The organism is Photobacterium sp. DNB22_13_2 (assembly GCF_052873915.1).
In genome coordinates, this window is sequence record NZ_JBNNXU010000031.1 from 1 (window position 1) to 23,871 (window position 23,871).

The window sequence follows — 23,871 nt, forward strand, 5'->3', positions numbered from 1 at the left end:
GGTAGTTCAGTTGGTTAGAATACCGGCCTGTCACGCCGGGGGTCGCGGGTTCGAGTCCCGTCCGCTCCGCCACTTATTCAGACAGAGTTAAGTCTTTAAAATAGCTACAGGGGTATAGCTCCAATTGGCAGAGCAGCGGATTCCAAATCCGCGTGTTGGGAGTTCGAATCTCTCTACCCCTGCCACCTTCGAAAGCCTCGACAGAAATGTCGGGGCTTTTTTGCATCTGTTGCTTCTGCAAAGCAATATTGGGAGAACTAGGCGTCCCCTTGGCTCGCCAGCCCGGTCCCCCTAACACATTCAAGGCTCTAGACTACGCGTCCAGGCAGAAATGCTGGAGCCTTTTTCGTATGTGCAGTATTTAGTATTGCTTATTAAACAAACACTCTCTCTTGAGGGCGTAGTATTATCAGTAAGTCTTGCAGCTAACGGCTTCGGGGCGGCAAAACATATGATCATGATCACTGCTGCACTGATTAACTACCTTGCTTATCGCCTTGCCGCGACTTGATGAGCGGCCTTTGTATCTTTGACCAAAGACACTCATCTGACATTGGTACATTTGGTCATGGCGATCGTTGTCATGTTTTCGTTCCAGCTCCCTTTCCAGGGTATCCACCCTTTGGGTCAGTAATCGGATCTGGTATTTCAGCTCTCTAATATGCTGATCTGTGTTGTTGCCTGCGGCACTGGCCTGTGATGTAGCGATGAGGCTGAGAGCTAAAAAGGGAAGTAATTTTTTAAACATACTATTGCTATCTACATTTAATTGAACGATGTTTTATTTTTTGTGTATGGTAGCAAAATATCTCTTTTATTGAAATATTAAACAGCTTGAAGGGATGGGGTAGTGGGAAGAGTCTGACTCTAAATTGACAAAAAAAACTGCGAAAAAGATGTGTTAGATGGTATCTTGTGGCTTTTTCAGGTTGAGTAAAATCGGAGTCACCATGCCGCACTTACGTTTTCGAGCTATTGAATTTGATCATGTGAAGGCGTTGTCGACCAAGTTGGTTGATGTTTTGGAGCCACTAATGGTTTGTCCTCGCGAGGATTTTACCCTCGAGCATGTTTCAACGACCTTTATTTTTGACGGTGAAGTATCTGATGCCTATCCGTTTGTGGAAGTGCTGTGGTTCGATCGTGGCCAAGAGGTTCAGGATCAGGTCGCCCAGTTGATCACCGAGGCTGTACGCACTGAACTTGAAGAGCCAGAACAGGATGTTGCTGTGATTTTTACTGCGCTGACTGCGTCAGCGTATTATGACAATGGTAGTCATTACTGATACTCCAAGCGGTCACTAGGCCGCTTTCCTTTTTGTTGTTACCTGTTTGGTACATGCCTAATTGGTATGTGGCCGTTGAATCATTGTTGTTGTCGTTAGGTAAGTTTGATGTCGCGTTATACCAAGGTTGTAGCAGGATTGGGGGTTGTCGCAGGAGCGCTGGGGATCAGTACAGGAGCACTGAACTGGTCGTTTGATGTGTCTGAAGTGCCTGAAGTTAGTGCCAATGTGTTGGCACCGCAGTTCTCGTTCAATTGTATAAAAAGCGATGTTGCACTGCCGCTGGATCAAGACGGTAATTTTTCGGTTTCAGTCTGGAATATCTATAAGCAGCAGAAAGAAAACTGGCGAACAGAGCTTGAGAGATTCAGCCAAGACAGCGGGTTGGTTTTACTGCAAGAGGCTAGCCTGACCACGGAGCTGAAAGAGTATTTAGATGATACTCAGTGGAAGGTAAGAATGGCCAATGCCTTCAAATTCCTTAACACGCCTGCTGGGGTGATGAATTTGTCTTCGGTCAATGCCAAGACAACCTGTGCCTACCTGGCGATGGAACCTTGGCTGCGTTTACCAAAGTCGGCCTTGTTGTCCGAGTTCAATCTTTCGAATGGCCAGACACTGGCGGTAGTTAACCTGCACGGGGTGAACTTTGCTCTGGGGCTGGAAGAATACAAAGAGCAGTTTCGTACCCTGAAGCGAGTACTAGATAAACATATTGGCCCGATGATTTTGGCTGGCGATTTCAATACCTGGCGTCAGGCGAGGCTGGATGTAGTGGATGATTTTGCCCGCAGTCTCGGCTTGGAAGATGCCGTATTACGTCGTGATCAACGGGTGAAGGTGTTTGGCAAGCCGCTTGATCATGTCTATTATCGCGGGTTAGCGCTGGTAAGCGCGGAGGCACCGACAACCGATGCCTCCGATCATAACCCGATCATTGCCAACTTTAGGCTGCAATAATCATTATTGGCCAGACGATCAGGGTCATCAGCCAAGGTAAGGCTGCGACGATGATACATTTAGCTCTGTCATAGTCTGTCCAAGCAGCGACGGCGGCATAGCTCAAGGCGATGTACCATGGTGCCAGAAGTGGTGCAGTGGTCGCAAAGGCAGACCAAGGATGATTCAACGGTAGCTTCAGGAAGCCATTGAGGCTGTTTAGATCAGCCGCATTAGGCAAGAAGTTACTGGTGTTGAATACTGCATTCAGATAGCTGGCGAAGTCGCCGATAACTGCTGGCAGCATGATAAAGCACGCCGCAGCGAGCCACTTGCCGAAACTGTGCTTATATTTGCTGCTCTTGGTTGCCAGGTTAAGCCAAAGAGCCAAGACAAAAATAGCGGCTGTCCGGCCGAAGAAATCACTGAATACTTCTCCGGCTAACAAGACTTCCTTGGTTAGCCAGGCCTCTTGTACTTGCTGCTCCACATTGGGCAGTTGTAACATCAGCGTTTGCTGCAACCAGCTCATATCGACATGATTGAAGTATCCCCCCCAAAAGAAGAACGGACCGATGATGATCATCAAGTACGGTAAGAACGCCCATTTGGGACGTTCGTGAACGGCTGCAAAACAGTCAATCGGTGAGCGGAAGGTATCAAGAGCCGCAATAAACGGGTTTTTGGAAGGCGTCATACACTTACCTTGGTAACATCAACATAAAGTTTTAATTGCTGTCCCGGCTTGAGGTACTTCTGGCTACTGATCTGGTTCCACTTCACCACATCGGCGACTTTCACCTTATAGCGCTGGGCAATGGTACTCAGATTGTCCCCAGAGCGAACCTTGTAGAAAACCGTACGGATCACCCCACCAGTTTCACTTGACTTCCACAGGGTCAGTTTCTGGCCAACGCGAAGGGAAGAATTTTTGTTGATCCCATTCCATTTGGTGATTTCGTCGATCGAGACTTTCTGCTTGCGGGCAATGGTCCATAAGCTATCGCCTGACTGGACAGTATACGTTGTGCGGTAACCGCTGCCATGGCTTTTCTGGGTGTTATTGGCCATACGGGCAGCAACAGTTTCCCCGTCCTGCATTGCTACGGGGATCAGAATATGGCGGCCGACACGGATATTGGTGCCACTCATGTTATTGGCACGCTGGATCTGCTTGGTCGTTGTTTTATGCTTGCGGGCAAGCACACTCAGGGTATCGCCCGGCTTGACCTCATAACGGATCACTTTCATGCCACGGCGGCCATTTTCGTCAAAGGCGTTGTTGAACTTGTCGACTTTACTGATCGGTAGCAATAGGTGGCTCGGACCCTCAGGGGCGGTTGCCCAGCGGTTGTAGCCCGGGTTCAGGCGCTGAAGTTCATCCAGAGAAACATTGGCAAATTTGGCAGCCATCGCCAAATCCATCTGGGTCTTTGGCTTAACAAGTTTTACCGCTGGTTCATTGTCGATAGCAGGAATACTGATGCCGTACTTGTCGCGGTTTTGGATCACGTCAGAAACCGCGAGTAGCTTCGGCACGTAGTCACTGGTTTCTCGCGGTAGGTCCAGCGACCAGAAATCGGTCGGTTTGCCAGCCGCTTTGTTATTGCGAATTGCACGGAATACTCGGCCTTCACCGGTGTTGTAGGCGGCAAGAGCGTGAAGCCAGTTACCATCAAACTTACGGTTAAGGTATTCAAGCAGATCCAGTGCTGCGCGGGTAGATTCCACGACGTCGCGGCGACCGTCATACCACCAGTTTTGCTCAAGGCCGAAACTGCGCCCTGTTGGTGCGGTGATTTGCCAAAGACCTGCCGCACGACCGTGTGAATAGGCAAATTGGTCGAAAGAACTTTCAACGACCGGAAGCAAAGCTAGTTCAAGTGGCAGATCGCGTTTTTCGATTTCCTCGGTGATCATATAGAGGAAAGGTTCGGCTCGTTGGGCGACGGTGTTGAGGTGGCTGGGGTGACGCAGATACCAGTCACGGTAGTGAATGACGCGTTGGTCATTGGGGATCTCCGCCTTCAGCTGCATGCTGATGCGTTGCCACACATCCTGCTGTTCCTGAGGGGTAGGAACTTTCTTAGGAATAACCACCTGCGGCTCAGGTGTTGGTGTTTTAGTGGTTGCTGTCGGAGCAACTTGGGCCGCAGGATCATTATTTGTTGTGTTTGTTTTTTCTTCTTCTACTGTATTTGTCGTATTTGTAATTTGGCAACCAGCCAGAAGTAGCGCACTCGCCAAAAAAAATCGGGATTTCATGTGTCCAGCCTATAGCCAAAATAGTTGGAGATAATACTTGTCCAACCACCTTAGTGACAAGTGACACAGGTCAAAATTCGTCTTTCCAACGACGCAGTGCTGCAAAGGTTTCGACGTCGCTATCGTTAACTGCTTTATTTGCAACTGATTTTTTAATGCTCGGCTGGTCGCAACGCAGGAATGGATTGATCAATTTTTCTTGTTTCAAAGTGCTAGGAATGGTGCTAGTCCCTTGTGCTCTCATTCGGCCGACCTCTTCGCGGTAACGCTGAAGGTGTGGGTTGTCTTGTTCGGCAACAAGGGCAAAGGCCAGATTGCTGCTGGTATATTCATGGGCACAGTAGATTTCGGTTTCATCGGGTAGGGCACTGAGCTTTTGCAGCGAGGCATACATTTGCCCGGCGGTGCCTTCGAATAAGCGGCCACAACCGGCAGAAAACAGGGTATCGCCGCAGAATAGCTTGCCGTCTCCGACATAGGCAACATGGCCTGCAGTATGACCCGGTACGCCAAGGACCATGAAGCGCTCACCAAAAATTTCAACCTGATCGCCGTCATCGACCGACTGCGATACGCCCGGGATAGGCTCGGCAGATGGGGCGACAATATGGATATTCGGATAGCGGCGTTTGAGTTCGCTGATCCCGCCGATATGGTCATTGTGATGGTGGGTGATCAGGATGGCATCTAGTTCAAGCTCTTCCTTTTCGAGGAGTTCCAGGACTGGGGTAGCATCACCGGGATCCACCACGACGCAATGGTTATCCGGACTGTGAATCAGCCAGATGTAATTGTCATTGAATGCAGGTATGCTTTTAATGGTCAGCATCTTTGTTTCTCCGGCTTTTTTTGCTATTGAGCATCGACTTAGTTTGGAATTGCTATGAAGCCAGCCCGCATATTAAAACATATAGAACCACCACATACCTGGTCACAAGTCGTCAACGGTGAGTGGGCAGCAGAGCTACTACAGGCCCGGCTTGATGAGTGGTGGCCCAAACTGTTTGGCTACCATATGCTAAAGCTGGGTGGGCTAAGCTGCGAATTGGCCAGTGGCCATTGTAACATCCAGCATCAGATTTGCATTGATAAGTTCAACCCTCTGCATAATGTTGTTGCCGATCCCTTTGCCTTGCCGTTTGTCGAAAAGGCGTTTGATGCCTGCGTTATTACCCATCAGTTGGACTACTGCAGTGATCCCCACCGATTGCTGCGCGAGGTTGACCGGGTGATTGTCGATGATGGTTATATTCTTATTAGTGGCAACAATCCAGTGAGTGCTTTGGGGGTACGGGGGCTCTTGCCGTGGAACCGCAAACGCTTTCCGTGGAAAGGCCGCATGTTCATGCCTATGCGGATAAAAGACTGGTTAGGGGTGCTTAACTACGAAGTGGTGTTTCATGAAAATTTTGCCATATTGCCTGCAACGCGTCACCAAGCTTGTTCGGCCTGGGTCGAGGGAATGGTGTCGGATAGCTTATCGTCTGTCGGTAGTATGTACTTGATTGTAGCAAGAAAGCGCACAGTCCCGCTAAAGCCGATTAAGCCAACCTGGAAACTCAGGCGACAGCTGACACCGCTGGGAGTGAACTGCCGCACCAAGGCTTCCCGCAAGCAGAAATGCTAGGCTTAGATACTAACTGGCCTGATAGCCGGTATCATCTTGGGTTGGTGATTCTGCTGCAGCACGAGCCAGCTCATCACAGCGTTCGTTTTCAGGGTGGCCAGCGTGGCCTTTTACCCAATGCCAACTGACTTGGTGGCGTTGGGTTTCGTTATCAAGGCGTTGCCATAAGTCGGCGTTCTTAACCGGTTTTTTTTCAGCGGTTTTCCAGCCGCGCTTTTTCCAGTTATGGATCCACTGAGTGATCCCTTGACGGACATATTGGCTATCGGTGGTGAGATCGACCTGGCAGGGTTCTTTCAGGCTCGCCAAACCGACAATCGCGGCTAGAAGCTCCATGCGGTTGTTGGTCGTCATGAAAAAGCCGTCGTTGAGTTCTTTTTCATGCTGTTTATAGCGCAACACGGTACCATAGCCGCCCGGTCCTGGGTTGCCGAGACAAGAACCGTCCGTGAATATTTCTACCTGCTTCGTCATATTTGGTAGTATTCGTCTTAGTTAAAACTTGAGTCTGACACAATCGTATCTATGAAAGCCACAAATGAACGCATAATCGTATTCGATACTGAAACAACTGGTATGAATATGACCGGCCCTCACTATGAAGGGCACTGTATTGTCGAGATCGGTGCTGTAGAAATTATTAACCGTAAGTTAACGGGCAATACTTTCCATGTATATATCAAGCCGGATCGCGAAATCGATGCCGAGGCGATTGATGTCCACGGTATTACCGATGAATTCTTGGTTGATAAGCCGACTTACGGTGAAATCCATCAGGAGTTCATGGATTTTATCCGTGGGGCCGAACTGGTCGCTCACAACGCTTCCTTTGATATCGGCTTCATGGATTATGAATTCAGAAAGCTAGCTCTTTCGATGAAAACGGAAGAGATCTGCAAGGTGACCGATACCCTTGCGATGGCCAAGCGGCTATTCCCGGGTAAACGTAATAACCTTGATGTGCTTTGCTCCCGTTACGGTATCGATAACTCACACCGAACGCTCCACGGGGCATTGCTCGATGCCGAGATCCTGGCCGATGTTTATCTGATGATGACCGGTGGCCAGACGTCCTTGGCCCTGAGCAGCGGCAGTGAAAATAGTGATGCTGGTGCAGAAAATGCAATCCGTCGGTTAGCTTCTGGGCGAAAAGCACTAAAGGTTATCCGGGCTTCTGCCGATGAAATACAAGCGCATGAAGCGCGTTTGGATATTATCGACAAGAAGGGCGACGTGATGTGGCGTCAGTAAGGATATGATGAAGCGATTATGGTTGCTAATGCTAGTTTGGCCGCAGCTGTTGTTATGGCCACTATTATCATGTGCTGACGACAGCACGGTAATGTCATGGCTGGATAATCGCTTCCGGGTTGACCCGACGGTGCAGCAAGTCTCTTTTATGGTCAAGCGCGATCAGAAAAGTAATTCGGTGGTCTTGGTTCGCCCAGACGGCCACAAGTATTATGCCTGGCGCCATCCTGAGAATGTCTCTTGGTACGAAGAGGCGGGGATGGATATTATTTCTATTGAAAATCCCATGCCAGGTCCATGGCAGGCGGTGGGGAAAGTCAGTCCGAAAAACCATATTACCGTCCTGTCTGATTTAAAGCTCGATGTTGATAACTTGCCCGCCAGGCTCTATCAATCGGAGACCATTAAATTTACCGCTCGCTTGACCCAAGCTGGCCAGCCTTTGGCTTTACGTGATTTTCTTGACCGAGTTAACTTGTCAGTGGTGTTCTATGAGTATATTGAAACCCCCGATGAACTACCGAAAGAAGCGTTGCCGATGCCTATCCCGATGGGAATTTTCGCCGATGATGGGAATGGTTTTGATGAGGTTGCCGGTGATGGGGTGTTTACGGTTGCCCTGCCAGTAGAGCTCCAGCCAGGTAAATACACGGTTAAGGTCAGCTCCGGCAATGGTATTTTTCTGAGGACGGTTGAACAAGAAGTCTTGGTCTACCCACCCCCGATTAATGCTAGTTTTATTCAAGGTCGAGGCCAAACGGAAGATCATCAAGTGGTCGTTACGGGTGAGGAAGGCGCATTAAAAACAGGTTCATTGGCTGCTCATATTGAGCAAGTGAGCTTTGAAGGGGAAACCAGTATCAGCCAGCAGGCAGCCTTGCCGGATGAAGAAGCCTTGACGGTGTGGTTGCCCAATGGTGAGTTACCTGGACGCTATACATGGTCTGGTTGGCTTTATGCCACCGATAATTTCAGCAAACGTGAGCTTATTTTCCAAATTCCTGAAAGCCATTTTGCCATTCAGGCTGAGCTACAGCTTGATCGGAATCTTGCAACTTTTCGCGAGCAGCAAGAAGCCAAGGAGCGACAGGTTGAATTCGCGAAACTAGAAGCGGAGCGACAAGTTGCTCGCGCCAAGGCTATGAAAATTATCGCATTGGTCAATGTACTGGTGATAGTGCTGGTCGTTGTGGTGGCGGTGCTTTGGCGTAAGCGTAAAGTGAAAAAGGCGATGGAAAGCGCCGAAATCAGTGTACCGGCGAGTTAATTAAACTCCGGGAGAGTGATAGAGCGATTGTTATTATCCTGACTATGTATCTTAGGTGGACAATGAATAAATCACTGGATAGCAAAAGGGAAGCCTGTAGGCTTCCCTTTGTCGTTTTGCGCTGTGGTTAATTTAAGCGGCTATTTCCTTAGGTGTCGGCTGGTAGGGCTTGGCTGCTAGTTCTTGCGAGTCGAAGTCATCGACATTGATGGTGCGTAGTCGACCTTCTTCTGCCCGGCATAGTAGCTCGGCTTCTTCAGGGTTTATCACATTAAGCTCAAGCCCTTTCTCTGCGACTTTGTCTAGCTGCATGAACGGCATGCGCTTTCCTGCTGCTTTACAGACGCGGTCGTAGATTGGTTCGGCGGCAAGGATATCGTTCAGCGTTTCTTCAATCATACCGACAGCGTTATTTGGCGTTGCCTCTAGGTATTGGTTTCGGCCAATACGGCTGCGGGTTTCACTTGGCGTTTGGATGATCCTTGCGACCTTGTGATCCAGTTTATCCGATGGGCGTACGCGGCCCAGTCCTAGCGGGAACACCATGGTACGTAGTACTGCTGCAATCGGGCGGTTCGGGAAGTTGCGCAGAAATTCGTCCAGTGCTTCCTGAGTCTGGTAGAGCGCATCTTGAAGGCCCCAGTGGACCAAGGGTAAATCTTCTGCCTTGGCACCTTCGTCCGTGTAGCGTTTGAGTGTCGCAGAGGCAAGGTAGAGCTGACTCAGTACATCACCCAGTCGGGCTGAAAGGCGCTCTTTACGCTTGAGAGACCCACCCAGTACTGCCATTGATATGTCAGCAAGTAAAGCCAAGTTGGCACTGTAGCGGTTCAGTTGCTGGTAGTAGCGAGCCGTTGGATCTTTTCTCGGAGCTGAAGAGCCACGGCCATCTGTCAGGCCGAACCAGAATGAACGCACAATATTGCTGATCACAAACCCAACATGGCCGAACAAGGATTGATCAAACTCACGCAGTGCTTTTTCGGTATCTTCGTTGTAGGCGGCGTTGATTTCGTTAAGGACATACGGGTGGCAGCGGATCGCCCCCTGACCAAAGATGATCATCGATCGGGTCAGGATATTGGCACCTTCCACGGTTACGGCTATTGGCGCCCCTTGGTAACCTCGAGCCAAGAAGTTGCTTGGACCCATACAGATCCCTTTCCCTCCGACAATGTCCATCGCGTCGATAACACTACGTTGGCCACGGTGGGTACAGTGGTATTTCACAATCGCTGAAATGACCGAGGGTTTCTCGCCAAGATCAATACCGGCCACGGTAAGATTACTGGCCGCATCCATTACATAGGCATTGCCGGTAATGCGGGCCAATGGCTCCTCAATTCCTTCCATCTTACCGATTGGTAGTTTGAACTGCCGGCGGATACGGGCATAGGCTCCGGTAGCCATTGCCGCAGACTTCAGTCCGCCTGTTGAGTTGGATGGTAAGGTGATCCCACGGCCGACCGAGAGGCATTCAACAAGCATACGCCAGCCTTGGCCTGCCATTTCCTGACCGCCAATAATAAACTCGATAGGGACAAAGACTTTGTCGCCCTGGGTGGGACCATTTTGGAACGGGACATTGAGAGGGAAGTGACGGCGGCCGATGTCGACACCATCAATATCTGTTGGGATCAGGGCGCAGGTGATCCCCAGCTCTTCTTCATCACCCAATAAGTGGTTCGGGTCAAACAGCTTGAAAGCCAGGCCAAGTACGCTGGCAATCGGTGCCAAGGTGATATAGCGCTTGTTCCAGGTCAGCTCCATCCCGAGTACTTCCTCTCCCTGCCAATAGCCTTTTTTGACGATCCCGAAGTCCGGAATAGAGCCGGCATCGGAACCTGCTTCTGGGCTGGTCAGGGCAAAACAAGGGATCTCCTTGCCTTCGGCAAGTCGGGGCAGGTAATGGTCTTTCTGATCTTTGGTACCGTAATGCTGCAGTAGCTCACCGGGACCGAGTGAATTCGGCACCCCGACAGTTGAAGAAAGCACGGCAGACACTCCGGTTAACTTTTGTAGTACCAGAGATTGGGCGTAAGCCGAAAATTCAAGGCCGCCATATTTCTTCTTGATAATCATGGCAAAGAATTTGTGTTCTTTTAGGTATTGCCATACTTCCGGCGGTAGGTCAGCCAGCTCATGGGTGACCTGGAAATCGTTGACCATACGGCAGACTTCATTGACCGGGCCATCGAGGAACGCTTTCTCTTCTGGACTCAGGCGCGGGGCAGGAATATCGTGCAGCTTATTCCAGTCGGGTGCACCACGGAACAAGTCGGCTTCCCACCAGACGGTTCCAGCGTCAATGGCTTCTTTTTCCGTCCGTGACATTTCAGGCATGACTTTCTTGAACGCTTCCAGTGCGCGGCGGCTCACTAACGAGCGGCGTAGAGACGTTATATTTAGCGGCAGAGCGATGATCAAAAAAGCTAACCAGCTGAACTGGCCAGTAATATCGAGTAGGGTGCCCACTGCCAGTGCAGCAGCAATGGCGAGGGTGAAGGTGCGTAGGTTTGCCCGGTGGTAAGCGAGCACACCGGTTATACCAACCAGCCCCAGTAGGTACACAAGTGTAACCATGTTCAATCTCCTTATTTGGGCGTTGTTTTATTATATTTTAGGTACAATTTATGCATGGTAAGAGGTCTAACCACTTGCTCTAAGTGTAATGTGATTTTTAATGAAATGTAAAATAAATTTCAATTCTGAAAGCGAGTGGTTACGTAAAGATGTCTTGTCACTTGTTGTAAAATAAGGGATTGATCGAGATCAGCGGGAAGGAAAAAAGCGCTTGCGTTAATTTCTCACACAATTAAGATCGCGTGATATAGTTCACGTATTGCTAGGAATGCGGCATTGAAGCCGGCATTTTCGTGAATTTTCATGGAGTGAAATAGGTTACGCAAAGTAGCCTTTCCAGATTGTTGCCTTTCCCGAACTCCGACTGACAAGTTGCCCGCCGGATCCCTCTCTCGGGATGACAGCTACTTACAATTCTTCAATTTATCTTCACCAAACGGTAACAATTGTGTTTGGCTTTTGTCGTTCCCGTTTGGTTTGTAAGGGGTTTACCGTGTTGTTATTTGATGCGTTCAGGCAGGCTTGGCGCGAAGGCTTTTCTCTCTCGACGTTGCGCGCTGATATTGTCTCCGGCATTACCGTAGGGGTTGTTGCTATTCCGTTGGGCATGGCATTGGCGATTGCAGTTGGGGTTCCGCCCCAGCACGGTCTTTATACTGTTATTGTCGCAGGCTTGCTGGCAGCGCTGTTAGGTGGTTCCCGTTTTAATATCACCGGTCCGACAGCAGCTTTTGTGGTGATCCTTTTGCCTATCACCCAGCAATATGGGTTGTCCGGCTTGATGCTGGCAACCATGATGTCAGGGGTGATCTTGCTGCTGATGGGATTTCTGCGCCTGGGCCAGCTGGTGGCTTATGTCCCGTACCCAGTGACGACTGGCTTTACCGCGGGTATCGGCTTGACGATAGCCTTCTTGCAACTCAAAGATTTGCTCGGCCTGAGTGTGGCCACAAATCCTATCCATTTTCCAGAGAAGGTGGTGGCGTATGCCAGTGCAATGCCGACCTTGAATATGGTTGATGCCCTAGTTGGTATCGTGACTATCGTGGTTTTTATTCTGTGGGCCAAGTTGAAAACCAAAGTACCAGCCCATGTGGTGGCGCTATTGGCTGGCACGCTGGTAGCGTTGTTTGTTAACCACAGCAGCGGTGCCCATGTTGGCTTGCTGGGGGAGAAATTCCACTATCAGATTGGTGACTTGATCGGGCAGGGGATCCCTCAGGTGCTGCCTCAGTTCGTGTTGCCGTGGCATGACAGTCATTTCTCCTGGGCGCTGGTCATTGAGCTATTGCCTGCGGCATTTACCATAGCTATGTTGGGCTGTATTGAGTCATTGCTGTGCGCTGTCGTTGCCGATGGTATGACGGGCACCAAGCACAACCCCAATGCCGAATTGGTTGGCCAAGGTTTGGCGAATATAGTGGTTCCGTTCTTTGGTGGGATCCCGGCGACAGCCGCCATTGCCCGTACGGCGACTAATATTAGGTCAGGTGCTTTCTCTCCTTTATCAGCAATTGTTCATGCCTTATTTGTGCTGGCTGCGATGATAGCTTTGGCACCAATGCTCTCGTACGTGCCAATGAGTGCACTGGCGGGGCTGCTGATTATGGTGGCGTGGAATATGTCCGAGGCACCTCACTTCGTACATACCTTGAAAGTCGCTCCAAGGCGGGATGTCGCGGTGCTGATGACCTGCTTTACCCTAACCGTTGTATTCGACATGGTGGTGGCTGTAGTCGTCGGTTTGCTGCTGGCCGGCGTGTTGTTCATCCAGCGTATTGCCTCACTGACGACGGTCGATAAAGTGACGGGCGGGCACCTGCACCAAAACTTCGGTGATGATGTTGTGGTGTATGACATCAATGGCCCGCTGTTTTTTGCCGCCAGTGAAAAAGCGTTATCGGTCATTGATTACACCGCACCGGATACCCAGGCAGTGGTATTGGACTTTTGTGATGTGACGACGGTTGATATTACCGCTATCCATGCGTTGGAAAATGCCATCGACCGGGTCCGAGACTATCCGGTATACCTGCTAGGCGTTGCCACACATATTGAGAAGAAGTTGGCAGCAACAGGTCTTCTGGCGGTGGATAATGTTGCCTGTTATGCCTGCGCAGAGTCATTACGTGAGCATTTGGCGATAAAGACTCACAATGTTCAGCCGAAGGAGTCGACACTTCCAAGCGTTTCTTTGTACACTGCTAGTTGATAATAATTTTTGATAAGTCAGAGAAGGTCCTATGTATCAAGACAACATCCGCGCCGAGTTGATGGAAGCGGCAGAAGTCCTCAATCGCTTCTTAAATGATGATAAGAATATTGCTGATATAGAAGCAGCAGCCAAACTTTTGGCCGAGTCGTTTAAGCAAGGTGGCAAGGTATTGTCTTGTGGAAATGGGGGCTCTCACTGTGATGCAATGCATTTTGCCGAAGAGCTGACAGGTCGCTACCGTGAAAACCGTCCGGGTTACCCGGGTATTGCGATTTCCGACCCGAGCCACCTGTCTTGCGTCAGCAATGACTTTGGTTATGAGTCAGTGTTTTCACGCTACCTTGAAGCGGTAGGCTCAAAAGGCGATGTGCTTTTCGGCCTATCGACATCAGGCAATTCCGGTAATATCTTGAAGGCTATTGATGCCGCCAAGGCGAAGGGAATGAAAGTGATTGCCTTAACCGGTAAAGATGGTGGCAAGATGGCGGGTCTTGCGGATGTGGAAATTCGTGTACCGCATTTCGGTTATGCTGATCGTATTCAGGAAGTGCATATCAAGATTATCCATATTTTGATTATGTTGATTGAAAAAGAAATGGCGAAATAACCCTGGTTTTTTGCAGGAACATAGAGGAAGGGCATAAAGGACTATGTGTGAATTACTTGGCATGAGTGCCAATGTGCCGACAGATATATGCTTTAGTTTTACCGGCTTGATGCAGCGTGGGGGCAATACCGGTCCTCACCAAGATGGCTGGGGGATCACCTTTTACGAGGGTAAGGGATTTCGGACTTTCAAAGATCCGAATCCGAGCTGTCGGTCACGTATTGCTGAACTGGTACAGGAGTACCCAATCAAGAGTTGCGCGGTGATCAGTCATATTCGACAGGCCAACCGCGGAGGCGTCAGTCTTGAAAATACCCACCCGTTTACCCGGGAGCTATGGGGACAATATTGGACGTTTGCCCATAATGGGCAGCTGACCGGATATGATGCGCTGGATACAGGTCGATTCAAGGCCGTGGGTGATACCGACAGTGAAATCGCTTTTTGCTGGTTGCTCAAACAACTTGATGATCAGTTCCCTGATACCCCTGGTGACTTGGATGCGGTGTACCGAGTACTGGCAGAAAGCTGTGATACATTACGTCAGCTTGGTGTTTACAACATGCTGTTGAGTAATGGTGAGTATGTACTTACCTATTGTACCAACAACCTACATTGGATCACCCGCCGTGCTCCCTTTGGCCAGGCGTCATTGATTGACGAAGATGTCACGATTGATTTTCAGCAGGAAACGACACCTAATGATGTGGTAACCGTGATTGCAACCCAGCCTCTGACCAATGATGAAAATTGGCATAAAATGGAGGTCGGGGAATTCAATGTTTTCCATTTCGGTGAGCTAGTATTCAGTCGAACGCTGTAATTCTACTCCGAATAAAAAAACGCGACCTTAGGTCGCGTTTTTTATGTCTTTGATAATACCTAAATTTTGGTGCTTTACTCGTCGGTTGCATATCCCGTGACTGGCAATGCATGGCCGTCAAAGACGGCGTGACCGTCAGTTATAACGGCGCGGCTTTGCAGACACCAGTTAGCGACCATAGGGTAGATACGATGCTCTTGCTCCTGAACTCGGGCCCGTACTTCATCGGCACTATCGTCGACAAAGATTGGTACCTTGGCTTGGAGGATCACCGGGCCGCCATCGAGCTCTTCGGTAACGAAATGGACACTGGTTCCGTGTTCGTCATCACCGGCGTCTATAGCCCGCTGGTGGGTATTAAGCCCGGGATATTTTGGTAGCAAAGAGGGGTGAACATTGATCATCCGCCCTTCATAATGGCGAACGAATTCACCACTGAGGATCCGCATGAAGCCAGCGAGAATAACCAGATCAGGCCGATAACGATCAATCTGCTCAGCCATGGCTTGGTCAAACGCCGCTCGGTCTGCAAAGTCAGTTGCCGAGAGGTGTAAGGCATCAATGCCTGCTTGGCGGGCACGCTCTAATCCGTAAGCGTCAGCCTTATTGGACAGTACCGCGCTGACGCGGGCGTCCTTGATGATGCCTGACTCGCAGGCATCAATCATCGCTTGAAGATTAGAGCCGTTGCCTGAGATGAGAACAACGATATTCTTCATTGTTTACAGGATCTCCACCTGCTCTTCGCCTTCGTTAGCGTTAGCAATGTGGCCTAGTAGCCATGCACTTTCGCCTTCGGCATTGAGGATGCTGATCGCTTGCTCCGCTTGTGTTTTTGGTAGGGCAATTACCAAGCCAACACCACAGTTGAAGGTACGGTACATCTCGTATGTGTCTACGTTACCGGCTTCTTGTAGCCAGTTAAAGACAGTAGGCCACTGCCAGCTGTTACCATCAACCACCGCTTTCGTGCCTTGTGGCAGAACGCGCGGGATGTTTTCCCAGAAACCACCGCCAGTGATGTGGGAGATAGCGTGAACATCACAGCTTTCCATCATCTTAAGGGTTGATTTCACGTAGATTTTGGTTGGTTCAAGCAGGTGGTCAGAAAGTGCTTTGCCTTCTAGAACCTGGTCAAGGTCAGCATTTGAAACCTCAAGGATTTTACGGATCAGCGAGAAGCCGTTTGAGTGTGGGCCACTTGACGCTACAGCAATCAGGGCATCACCTTCAGCAACCTTGCTGCCATCAATGATGTCAGCTTTTTCAACAACGCCAACACAGAAGCCGGCAACGTCGTAATCTTCGCCGTGGTACATGCCCGGCATTTCCGCCGTTTCACCACCGATCAGTGCACAACCTGACTGGATACAACCTTCACCGATACCAGCAACAACATCTGCAGCGGTATCTACATCTAGCTTGCCTGTTGCATAGTAGTCAAGGAAGAACAGTGGCTCGCCACCTTGTACGATCAAATCGTTGACACACATGGCAACCAAATCGATACCAATAGTGTCGTGTTTTTTCAGATCCATCGCCAGGCGCAGTTTTGTTCCAACACCATCTGTACCAGATACCAGTACTGGCTCTTTGTACTTGGTCGGCAGGCTACATAGTGCGCCGAAACCGCCAATACCGCCCATTACCTCAGGACGGTGGGTGCGTTTTACCACCCCTTTAATACGATCAACTAATGCATTACCTGCATCGATATCAACACCAGCATCTTTGTAGCTAAGAGAAGAGTTATTGCCGCTCACAGGAGTTTCCTCAACGTATTAAAGTAAAAAAAGCGGGAGTATGATAACAGCAGTCAGGGCGGAAAGGAAAACGTTTGCGTCAATATTTGTCACTGAGTATTTCCTGAGCAAATAGCAGCTATACCCCTACCAGAGCACAAATGGTCTAGTGTATAATAGTGCGATTTTTTTGAAATTAATTTGCCCAGGAGTCAGAGATGAAAGTCGTTGAGGTTAAACACCCACTAGTAAAACATAAGATTGGTCTTATGCGCGAAGGTGACATCAGCACTAAGCGATTCCGTGAGCTAGCGACGGAAGTAGGCAGCTTGCTGACGTATGAAGCGACTTCAGACTTCGAAACTGAAAAAGTTACCATTGACGGTTGGAATGGTCCAGTTGAAATTGATCAACTAAAAGGCAAAAAAGTAACAGTTGTGCCAATCCTGCGTGCAGGTCTTGGTATGATGGACGGCGTGCTTGAGCACATGCCAAGTGCACGTATCAGCGTTGTGGGTATCTACCGTGACGAAGAAACGCTTGAGCCAGTTCCTTACTTCAACAAGCTAGCATCAAATATCGACGAGCGTATTGCGCTAGTTGTTGACCCTATGCTGGCAACTGGTGGCTCGATGATTGCTACCCTTGACCTGCTGAAAGAGCAAGGTTGTAAGCAGTTCAAGGTGTTGGTACTAGTTGCTGCGCCTGAAGGTATTGCGGCACTTGAAAAAGCCCACCCAGATGTTGAGCTTTACACGGCGGCAATCGATGAGAAGCTGAACGACAAAGGCTACATCGTACCGGGTCTAGGCGATGCAGGTGACAAGATCTTCGGTACTAAATAAGCACTGTACTGTATCTTTAGGAAGTAGGTAGAAAGTAAAAAGCCGGATAGTTATCCGGCTTTTTTATGCCTGCTGTTTTCATGTTGAATAGAGGTCGATCTCGATGAAATGTGTGGAACCAGTAGGCAAAGCAGATGAACCGAGTTTGCCTCGGCTCATTGCCTATAGATTATTTACTGGATGTTTCTTCCATCTGGGCATTATCGACCACATGGCTTTCGCCCAAGTCATCAGGCAAGATCAGATTCAGCAAGATAGCCACGATACCACATAGGCTGACACCCTGTAGGCTGAATTCACCGATACCGAAAGCCATACCACCGATACCAAACACCAATGTTACCGCTACAATCACCAAGTTGCGTGCCTTGTGTAGGTCGACCTGGTTTTTGATCAAGGTATTGAGGCCGACAGTGGCAATGGAACCAAACAGCAGGATCATAATACCACCCATGACAGGAACCGGAATAGTTTGCAGCATTGCGCCTAGCTTACCGACAAAGGCCAGTACTAGCGCTGTCACGGCAGCGTAAGTCATGATCACCGGGTTGAACGCCTTGGTTAGCATAACGGCACCGGTGACTTCAGAGTAAGTGGTATTTGGTGGCGCGCCGAACATAGAAGCTGCAATCGTCGCGACCCCGTCACCCGCCATAGTGCGGTGTAGGCCTGGTTTTTTCAGGTAATCTTTGCCCGTTACGTTTGAAATCGCCAACATATCGCCGACGTGCTCAACGGCTGGAGCAATGGCTACTGGGATCATAAACAACACCGCATTGATGTTGAATTCCGGGAAGGTGAAGTTAGGAAGTGCTAACCAAGCAGCCTGTTGAACCGGGGTGAAGTCAACAACGCCAAAGCCAAGGCTGACCAGATAGCCGGTAACGATACCCGCCATAATAGGAATCAGCTTGAAAAAGCCCTTAGCAAACACGCTGAAGGCAATGGTGACTAATAGCGAGATGGCAGAAATCCACAACGCAGCATCACCATTAACGAGCTGTACTGCACCGTCACCGGTTTTACCCAGCGCCATATTCACTGCTGCTGGTGCCAAGCCAAGGCCGATAACCATGATCACTGGGCCAACAACAACGGGTGGTAGCAGCTTATGGATAATCGCAACACCACGTACCTTAATAATCGCTCCCATACAGACGTAAATCACGCCGGCCATCATCAAGCCACCCATGGTCGCGGGGATCCCCCAGGTTTGTACGCCATACATAATAGGAGCAATAAAAGCAAAAGAGGAGGCGAGGAAGATAGGGACGGAGCGTTTGGTGATGACTTGAAAGAGGAGAGTACCAATACCGGCACCGAAGAGGGCAACGTTGGGATCCAGTCCGGTAAGAAGCGGTACCAGAACCAATGCGCCAAATGCGACGAAAAGCATTTGAGCACCCTGTAATATCTGCATCATGGTTGAATTCCACCCTAGCTGTAAAAAAAAATCGCGGAATATTAGCACAGAGGCAACCGTTTACCTAAAGGTTATCGGCAAAATAGTTCCAAAAGGGATCTCCGCAATATTTTGTTATGTACAATAATAAAATTTGCAGAATATTGACGTTGAATAGTGTCTATTGGCAAAGACTTATAAAAAGTTGGGAACAGAAAAATACAATTGAATGAGTTTTTTGTGTGGGAAGCTGTTGCCCCGCGAGATATGTTCAATTTATGATCGGGTATTAACTTTAGTGATAACGAGTACTTTATGTTGCGTATTGCATTACTTTTCTTGGCACTATTGGCTCTGCCGCTGAAGGCAGCCACAGTGACCAACCTTTATCAGGCACAGGTTGCCCTGCCTGATACGGATCGCCAATCCGAGCAAGCAGCCAGAAAGCAGGCTTTGGAGCAGGTACTGATTAAAGTATCGGGGCAGAGCAACATCGTTGAAAACGAAGTCGTTGCCAAGGCGCTGGGAAGCAGTAACCAATATGTTAGCCAGTTTAGCTATGCCAACCGTGATGGTCAGCGTACTCTATTACTGACTTTTGACCGAAGCCGCATTCGTAACTTATTGACACAGGCCAACTCAACCTTCTGGAGCGAGCAGCGACCGAGTGTGTTGGTATGGCTGGTGGAAGATGCTAACCGAAGCCGGGATATTATCTGGGATCAGTCGAGTAACGATTTAGCTAACCGCATCAAAGATGACGGTGATCGCCGAGGAGTACCTGTATTGATCCCCATCGGTGACTTTGAAGATGTTACGGCTATCAGCACACCGGATATCTGGGGTGGCTTTGTCCAGCCAATTGCGACAGCCAGCCAGCGTTACCAGCCTCAAGCGGTATTGGTGGTGCGTGCCCGCCAGCAGGACAATGAGCAAGTTTCCCTGAATTGGCAGCTTTATTCAGGCAATGTCGAGCAACTAGGCCGTAACCAGATTGTGCCATCTGAAGGCCGCAACAGTGGTGAAACGGCGACATCGGTTGCTCAGATGGTAGACAGCGTGGCTGATATTCTCGCTACCAAATATGCCGTGCCGCTTGGCGGTGACACCAGCGGCCAGTTAGCTGTGGTGGTTGAAAATATCCAATCGTCGAAAGATTTCTTTACCCTGGAGCGTATGATCACTGACCTGACATCGGTTGCTGCCGTTAATGCTTACCGTATTCAAGGTGACCAAGTTGAGTTTACGGTGCAGTTACTTACTACCGAGGATGTGTTCCAGCGTGAGCTGAGCCAAGATAGCCGCTTGTCAGCCGTGACTACGCCAGTGGCAGAGCAATATGAGCCGGCCCCTCAGCCAGAAGGCATGATAAGAGCAACAGATGTGTCAGCTTCTGGTGATCCGTTAGTGCAACCTGCCGACCAAGCAACACCTGTTGCTGATGAGGCATCAGGTGTTGATGTTTCTGACACAGAGCAGCTTAGCAGCGATGCGCCAGTTGAAACCAAGCCAGCCAAGCAGGCTGCTGTGTTCAGCTGGTCTGATAGTACGTCAGCAGCATTGTAAGTAGTTACTTACCAATATTGATAAAGCAATAAAAAAACGGTGGCTCAGGCCACCGTTTTTGTTTGTACCAAGATTAGGGTTTAGTGCCCTTCATGCTGGGCTTTTTCTTCTTTCTCTACCTGAGAGAGTTTTTTCAGCTTCAGTCCCAGCTCCCTGCCGCGGTGGCGGGTAAATAAGATATTGGCGATGAAGGCGCTGGTTGTCAGTGCCAGTTCGACCAATGCCAGCCAGCGCTCTCCATCGTCGATCCACAGGATGGTCAGGGCGTGGAGAAAGTAAAACATCAGGATGAAGTTGGCCCAAGCGTGGGTGTAGGGTTTACCGGCCAAAATCCCTTTGAGCGGAAGTAGTAGCGGTACTACCCAGACCGCAGCCATTGCTATGGGGTTAATATGCGGGTGCGGCGACAGGCTTGTTTGCCACAGTACCACCCAGGCCAAGAGGCCAAGGTTGGCCGATACGGCGAAGTAGCGCAGCAAGCGCGTTTTTTTCTGCATGACGGTCATGGCACTATCCTTGTAATTTGCAGGCAACCTCAGCTAGCCGTTTGCCACAAGCTTGCGCCAATTCACATTCTTCGCGGCTTAACTGGCGGCATTGTTTATGGTTGAGGTGGGAAGGGCCGTAAGGGGTCCCTCCGGTAGTAGTGGTATGCAGTGCCGGTTCTGAATACGGCAACCCGACAATCAGCATGCCGTGGTGCAGCAGCGGCAGCATCATCGATTGCAAGGTGGTTTCCTGACCACCATGCATGGATGACGAAGCAGTAAAGACACAGGCCGGTTTTCCGATCAGGCTACCATTCAGCCATTCGGCACTGGTTGAATCAATAAAGTGCTTGAGTGGTGCGGCCATGTTGCCAAACCGTACAGGGCTTCCTAGTGCCAGCCCTGCGCACTGCTGGATATCAGCCTTGGTAACCAATGGGTCGCCTAATGTTTCAGATTGTAGCTGGCCATCAGCACCGAGTTCAGCGACGGTACGCAATACTGCTTCGCAGTCAGAGACCTGTTCGATACCACGGGCAATTTGCCGAGCGAGTTGGCGTGTCGAGCCGTGGCGGCTGTAATACAGAACGAGAATGCTATGCATGGGCAGGTAACCTGATCACAGGATGTCTAGCACTTGCTCTGGGGGGCGGCCCATTGCAGCACGCTCGCCATTGACGACGATTGGACGCTCGATCAGCTTCGGGTTGGCGACCATCGCGTCGATCAGTTGCTGTTCGGTAATATCAGCACCACCCAGCTCCAGTTCTTTGTATACGGCTTCCTTGGTACGCATCATGTCTCGGGCTGTGCTATAGCCAAGCTGGCTCAGCAGGATGTGGATCTGTTCGGCTGAAGGGGTGTCGTCAAGATATTTGACAATTGTTGGGCTGATCCCTTTTTCTTCCAGAAGAGCGAGTGTCTGGCGGCTCTTTGAGCAACGAGGGTTGTGGTAAATGGTGATTGACATGTGACTTCCTTCTAAATGGTAACCGGCGTGGATACCACACCGGTTACAAATTGTTTTGATGATGTTGCTCCATTGTAGAACACCTGTCATCAAGAAGGAATGCTATAACCTCGGTTCTTGCTAGCTCGATCAGAGGTTGGAAAAACGCTGTCTGGCAAGACGAAGTTGATCTATACGGGCATCATAGCGAGCCTGATCCAGAGAGTTGACCTCGACAATTTGGCTCGCTTGGATATACATTTGGATCGCCTTTTCCCATGCGCCACGCAAGGCCATTAACTCGGCTCTAGCGGCCAGCTCTGCATCTCGGCGACCATTGGCGGCCTGGGCTTGGGCCAGTAAGTGCCAGCCATTTGTATCATCCGGATTGTCATAGGTATAGCGCGTCAGGATCGGGATACTGTCGTTATTACGGTTCGCTTCCAGCAGTGCATTGGCGAGATTAAGGCGCAATACCTTGTTGTTCGGGTTGGCTTTTTGCGCTTTTTCAAGGCGAGAAATAGCGCGTTCGTATTGCTTTTGGTGCAGATCGAGATCAGTGGCTGAATCGATGTAGAAGCGGTTGTTAGGCTCCTTAGCCAACAAAGGGTCAAGTAGGGCATGAGCTTTTTCGTATTGCTCTGAATCGATAAACACCAGTGCTTTGCCGTAATTGAGGGCATCTTTCATTGTGCCATTGCTCTTTTTCAGCTGGCGATCGAACCAATCATGCGCTGCGTTGCTGTCGATACCTGCATAGCGGGCGACAATACGAGCTCTTGCTAATTGATAACGCTTTGAGGTTTGCACACTGCGAGCCGGAAATTGGTTGGCTCGGCTGCGGCTGTCGGTGATCCGCGACTCTGGCAGGGGGTGGGTTAGTAGCATTGGTGGTGGCGTACTGACATAGCGATATTGATCAGCAAGGCGACCAAAGAAGCGCGGCATCGCCTGTACATCAAAACCTGACTTGGACAAGGTGGCGATACCGATGCGGTCGGCTTCTTTTTCGTTACTTCGGGTATAGTTTATCTGGCCCTGGGCAGATGCCGCGGTGGTGGCATGAATCGCTGCGAGCCCAGCTTCCGGTGAGGCAATCGCCAGCATCATAGAGCCGATAAGAGCTGCTAAGGTGGCCGGGGACTTTCTGGCTTGGTCTTCCATACTTCGCGCAAGGTGGCGTTGGGTCACGTGGGCGATTTCGTGGGCAACGACCGAGGCCAGTTCACTTTCGGTTTTAGCGTGAAGAAACAACCCTGAGTGAATAGCGACATGGCCACCAAAGAAGGCGAAGGCGTTGATATCCCGGTTCTGGATCATGAAGAAACTGAACGGGGTACGGACATCGTTGGAATTGGCGACCAGTCGATGGCCGAGATCATTGATATATTCAGACAGTAGCGGATCGCTGACCACTGGCATGCTGGCCCTGATCATTCGCATGTAGGCGTCACCGTACTCCATTTCCTTTTCAATGCTGAGCGTCGATGCCGCTGCCGTCCCGATATCGGGTAAACTGCTTAAGTCATTGGCTGGCGCTGCAATGCTAGTGCCGAGTAACGCACTGATGAGAAGATAGGCTGGTGCCTTAGCAAATCGAAACATAGTAATAATTAATACCGCCTTCTGTTGCGTGTTCCTGCATTCGCACTACTGCGAGGCTAAATCTGTCCTGAATAATGCTGTGTTTCACCAAGGTCTGACAGCGAAACCTTTGACAGGTTTCTTTTTTGTCACTCTAATAACCTTTACAATAACCCGATGGATGATAATTGTCAGTATACCGGAATGGAACCTGTATTGCTTAATTTGACGACAGAACGCTGCCCAATGGCTCTGCTTATTGCCAAAAGGGCGGTGCAAGCGCTGGATGTTGACGACAAGCTTGAAATTCATATCACTGACACTGGGGCAAGGCTGGATATCCCCCGCTACCTATCAAACCATGGCTTTTTTATTGATGTACGGTTGGACAACCAACAGGTACTTGAAATTATTGTGACCAAAAGGCAGTAA

The 23,871-nt window shown here is 49.9% G+C and carries 24 protein-coding genes and 1 tRNA gene; 12 read left to right on the forward strand and 13 right to left on the reverse strand.

The window, feature by feature from the left end; genetic code table 11:
* Positions 1-108: 108 nt before the first annotated feature.
* Positions 109-185 (forward strand) — tRNA-Trp (locus ACVA58_RS25960).
* Positions 186-409: 224 nt separating this feature from the next.
* Here ACVA58_RS25960 and ACVA58_RS25965 read toward each other — a convergent pair.
* Complete coding sequence (locus ACVA58_RS25965; RefSeq protein ID WP_446513150.1) at positions 410-748, reverse strand: hypothetical protein; 339 nt, start codon at positions 746-748, stop codon at positions 410-412.
* A gap of 202 nt (positions 749-950) precedes the next feature.
* Here ACVA58_RS25965 and ACVA58_RS25970 point away from each other — a divergent pair, with 202 nt between their 5' ends.
* Both ACVA58_RS25970 and ACVA58_RS25975 read left to right on the forward strand, forming a co-directional pair.
* Positions 951-1,286 (forward strand): DUF1904 domain-containing protein, encoded by a 336-nt coding sequence (locus ACVA58_RS25970; RefSeq protein WP_446513151.1) that lies wholly within the window; start codon positions 951-953, stop codon positions 1,284-1,286.
* Positions 1,287-1,394: 108 nt separating this feature from the next.
* A complete protein-coding gene (locus ACVA58_RS25975; protein ID WP_446513152.1) occupies positions 1,395-2,246 on the forward strand; it encodes an endonuclease/exonuclease/phosphatase family protein in 852 nt (283 codons plus the stop codon).
* On the opposite strand, the gene ACVA58_RS25980 is transcribed toward ACVA58_RS25975, so the two are convergent.
* The 3 genes from ACVA58_RS25980 to gloB form a co-directional block, all read right to left on the reverse strand.
* The gene (locus ACVA58_RS25980; RefSeq protein ID WP_446513153.1) at positions 2,233-2,922 is read right to left on the reverse strand and encodes a YIP1 family protein; all 690 of its coding nucleotides are present in this window, start codon (positions 2,920-2,922) and stop codon (positions 2,233-2,235) included. The genes ACVA58_RS25975 and ACVA58_RS25980 overlap by 14 nt on opposite strands.
* Positions 2,919-4,490, reverse strand: coding sequence for a LysM peptidoglycan-binding domain-containing protein (locus tag ACVA58_RS25985; protein ID WP_446513154.1), 1,572 nt, complete (start codon positions 4,488-4,490; stop codon positions 2,919-2,921). Before ACVA58_RS25985 ends, ACVA58_RS25980 begins: the two co-directional genes overlap by 4 nt.
* Positions 4,491-4,560: 70 nt before the next feature.
* Positions 4,561-5,319, reverse strand: coding sequence for a hydroxyacylglutathione hydrolase (gene gloB / locus ACVA58_RS25990; protein WP_446513155.1), 759 nt, complete (start codon positions 5,317-5,319; stop codon positions 4,561-4,563).
* 54 nt (positions 5,320-5,373) lie between these two features.
* Here gloB and ACVA58_RS25995 point away from each other — a divergent pair, with 54 nt between their 5' ends.
* Positions 5,374-6,117: a methyltransferase domain-containing protein gene (locus tag ACVA58_RS25995; RefSeq protein WP_446513156.1), complete on the forward strand. Its 744-nt coding sequence runs from the start codon at positions 5,374-5,376 to the stop codon at positions 6,115-6,117.
* Between the two features lie 9 nt (positions 6,118-6,126).
* On the opposite strand, the gene rnhA is transcribed toward ACVA58_RS25995, so the two are convergent.
* The gene (rnhA, locus tag ACVA58_RS26000; RefSeq protein ID WP_446513157.1) at positions 6,127-6,591 is read right to left on the reverse strand and encodes a ribonuclease HI; all 465 of its coding nucleotides are present in this window, start codon (positions 6,589-6,591) and stop codon (positions 6,127-6,129) included.
* Positions 6,592-6,642: 51 nt separating this feature from the next.
* On the opposite strand from rnhA, the gene dnaQ reads away from it, so the two are divergent.
* Together dnaQ and ACVA58_RS26010 are read left to right on the forward strand one after the other, a co-directional pair.
* A complete protein-coding gene (dnaQ, locus tag ACVA58_RS26005) occupies positions 6,643-7,368 on the forward strand; it encodes a DNA polymerase III subunit epsilon (protein WP_446513158.1) in 726 nt (241 codons plus the stop codon).
* Positions 7,369-7,372: 4 nt separating this feature from the next.
* Positions 7,373-8,635, forward strand: a complete 1,263-nt coding sequence (locus ACVA58_RS26010; protein ID WP_446513159.1) for a TIGR03503 family protein — start codon at positions 7,373-7,375, stop codon at positions 8,633-8,635.
* 132 nt (positions 8,636-8,767) lie between these two features.
* Here the strand turns inward: ACVA58_RS26010 and fadE are convergent, their stop codons facing one another.
* Complete coding sequence (gene fadE / locus ACVA58_RS26015; protein ID WP_446513160.1) at positions 8,768-11,218, reverse strand: acyl-CoA dehydrogenase FadE; 2,451 nt, start codon at positions 11,216-11,218, stop codon at positions 8,768-8,770.
* A gap of 493 nt (positions 11,219-11,711) precedes the next feature.
* Here fadE and dauA point away from each other — a divergent pair, with 493 nt between their 5' ends.
* From dauA to ACVA58_RS26030, 3 genes are read left to right on the forward strand one after another with little or no spacing between them, the layout of a single operon-like run.
* Complete coding sequence (gene dauA, locus ACVA58_RS26020; RefSeq protein WP_446513161.1) at positions 11,712-13,430, forward strand: C4-dicarboxylic acid transporter DauA; 1,719 nt, start codon at positions 11,712-11,714, stop codon at positions 13,428-13,430.
* A 31-nt stretch (positions 13,431-13,461) separates the two neighbouring features.
* Positions 13,462-14,040: a D-sedoheptulose 7-phosphate isomerase gene (lpcA, locus tag ACVA58_RS26025; RefSeq protein WP_446513162.1), complete on the forward strand. Its 579-nt coding sequence runs from the start codon at positions 13,462-13,464 to the stop codon at positions 14,038-14,040.
* Positions 14,041-14,083: 43 nt separating this feature from the next.
* A complete protein-coding gene (locus ACVA58_RS26030; protein WP_446513163.1) occupies positions 14,084-14,863 on the forward strand; it encodes a class II glutamine amidotransferase in 780 nt (259 codons plus the stop codon).
* A 74-nt stretch (positions 14,864-14,937) separates the two neighbouring features.
* On the opposite strand, the gene purN is transcribed toward ACVA58_RS26030, so the two are convergent.
* Positions 14,938-15,582, reverse strand: coding sequence for a phosphoribosylglycinamide formyltransferase (gene purN, locus ACVA58_RS26035; RefSeq protein ID WP_446513164.1), 645 nt, complete (start codon positions 15,580-15,582; stop codon positions 14,938-14,940).
* Between the two features lie 3 nt (positions 15,583-15,585).
* A complete protein-coding gene (purM, locus tag ACVA58_RS26040; protein WP_446513165.1) occupies positions 15,586-16,626 on the reverse strand; it encodes a phosphoribosylformylglycinamidine cyclo-ligase in 1,041 nt (346 codons plus the stop codon).
* Between the two features lie 197 nt (positions 16,627-16,823).
* On the opposite strand from purM, the gene upp reads away from it, so the two are divergent.
* A complete protein-coding gene (gene upp, locus ACVA58_RS26045; RefSeq protein ID WP_107350335.1) occupies positions 16,824-17,450 on the forward strand; it encodes a uracil phosphoribosyltransferase in 627 nt (208 codons plus the stop codon).
* 169 nt (positions 17,451-17,619) lie between these two features.
* Here the strand turns inward: upp and ACVA58_RS26050 are convergent, their stop codons facing one another.
* Entirely contained in the window at positions 17,620-18,873 is a 1,254-nt protein-coding gene (locus tag ACVA58_RS26050; RefSeq protein ID WP_255043493.1) for a uracil-xanthine permease family protein, read from the reverse strand.
* 294 nt (positions 18,874-19,167) lie between these two features.
* On the opposite strand from ACVA58_RS26050, the gene ACVA58_RS26055 reads away from it, so the two are divergent.
* Entirely contained in the window at positions 19,168-20,418 is a 1,251-nt protein-coding gene (locus ACVA58_RS26055) for a DUF2066 domain-containing protein (protein WP_446513166.1), read from the forward strand.
* Positions 20,419-20,498: 80 nt separating this feature from the next.
* Here the strand turns inward: ACVA58_RS26055 and ACVA58_RS26060 are convergent, their stop codons facing one another.
* The 4 genes from ACVA58_RS26060 to bepA form a co-directional block, all read right to left on the reverse strand.
* On the reverse strand, positions 20,499-20,924 hold the full coding sequence (locus tag ACVA58_RS26060; RefSeq protein ID WP_446513167.1) for a DUF2069 domain-containing protein: 426 nt from the start codon (positions 20,922-20,924) through the stop codon (positions 20,499-20,501).
* A 4-nt stretch (positions 20,925-20,928) separates the two neighbouring features.
* On the reverse strand, positions 20,929-21,510 hold the full coding sequence (gene wrbA, locus ACVA58_RS26065) for an NAD(P)H:quinone oxidoreductase (protein WP_446513168.1): 582 nt from the start codon (positions 21,508-21,510) through the stop codon (positions 20,929-20,931).
* Between the two features lie 15 nt (positions 21,511-21,525).
* A complete protein-coding gene (gene arsC, locus ACVA58_RS26070; protein WP_446513169.1) occupies positions 21,526-21,876 on the reverse strand; it encodes an arsenate reductase (glutaredoxin) in 351 nt (116 codons plus the stop codon).
* A gap of 129 nt (positions 21,877-22,005) precedes the next feature.
* Entirely contained in the window at positions 22,006-23,460 is a 1,455-nt protein-coding gene (gene bepA / locus ACVA58_RS26075) for a beta-barrel assembly-enhancing protease (RefSeq protein ID WP_446513170.1), read from the reverse strand.
* Between the two features lie 183 nt (positions 23,461-23,643).
* Here bepA and ACVA58_RS26080 point away from each other — a divergent pair, with 183 nt between their 5' ends.
* A complete protein-coding gene (locus ACVA58_RS26080) occupies positions 23,644-23,871 on the forward strand; it encodes a sulfurtransferase TusA family protein (protein ID WP_446513171.1) in 228 nt (75 codons plus the stop codon).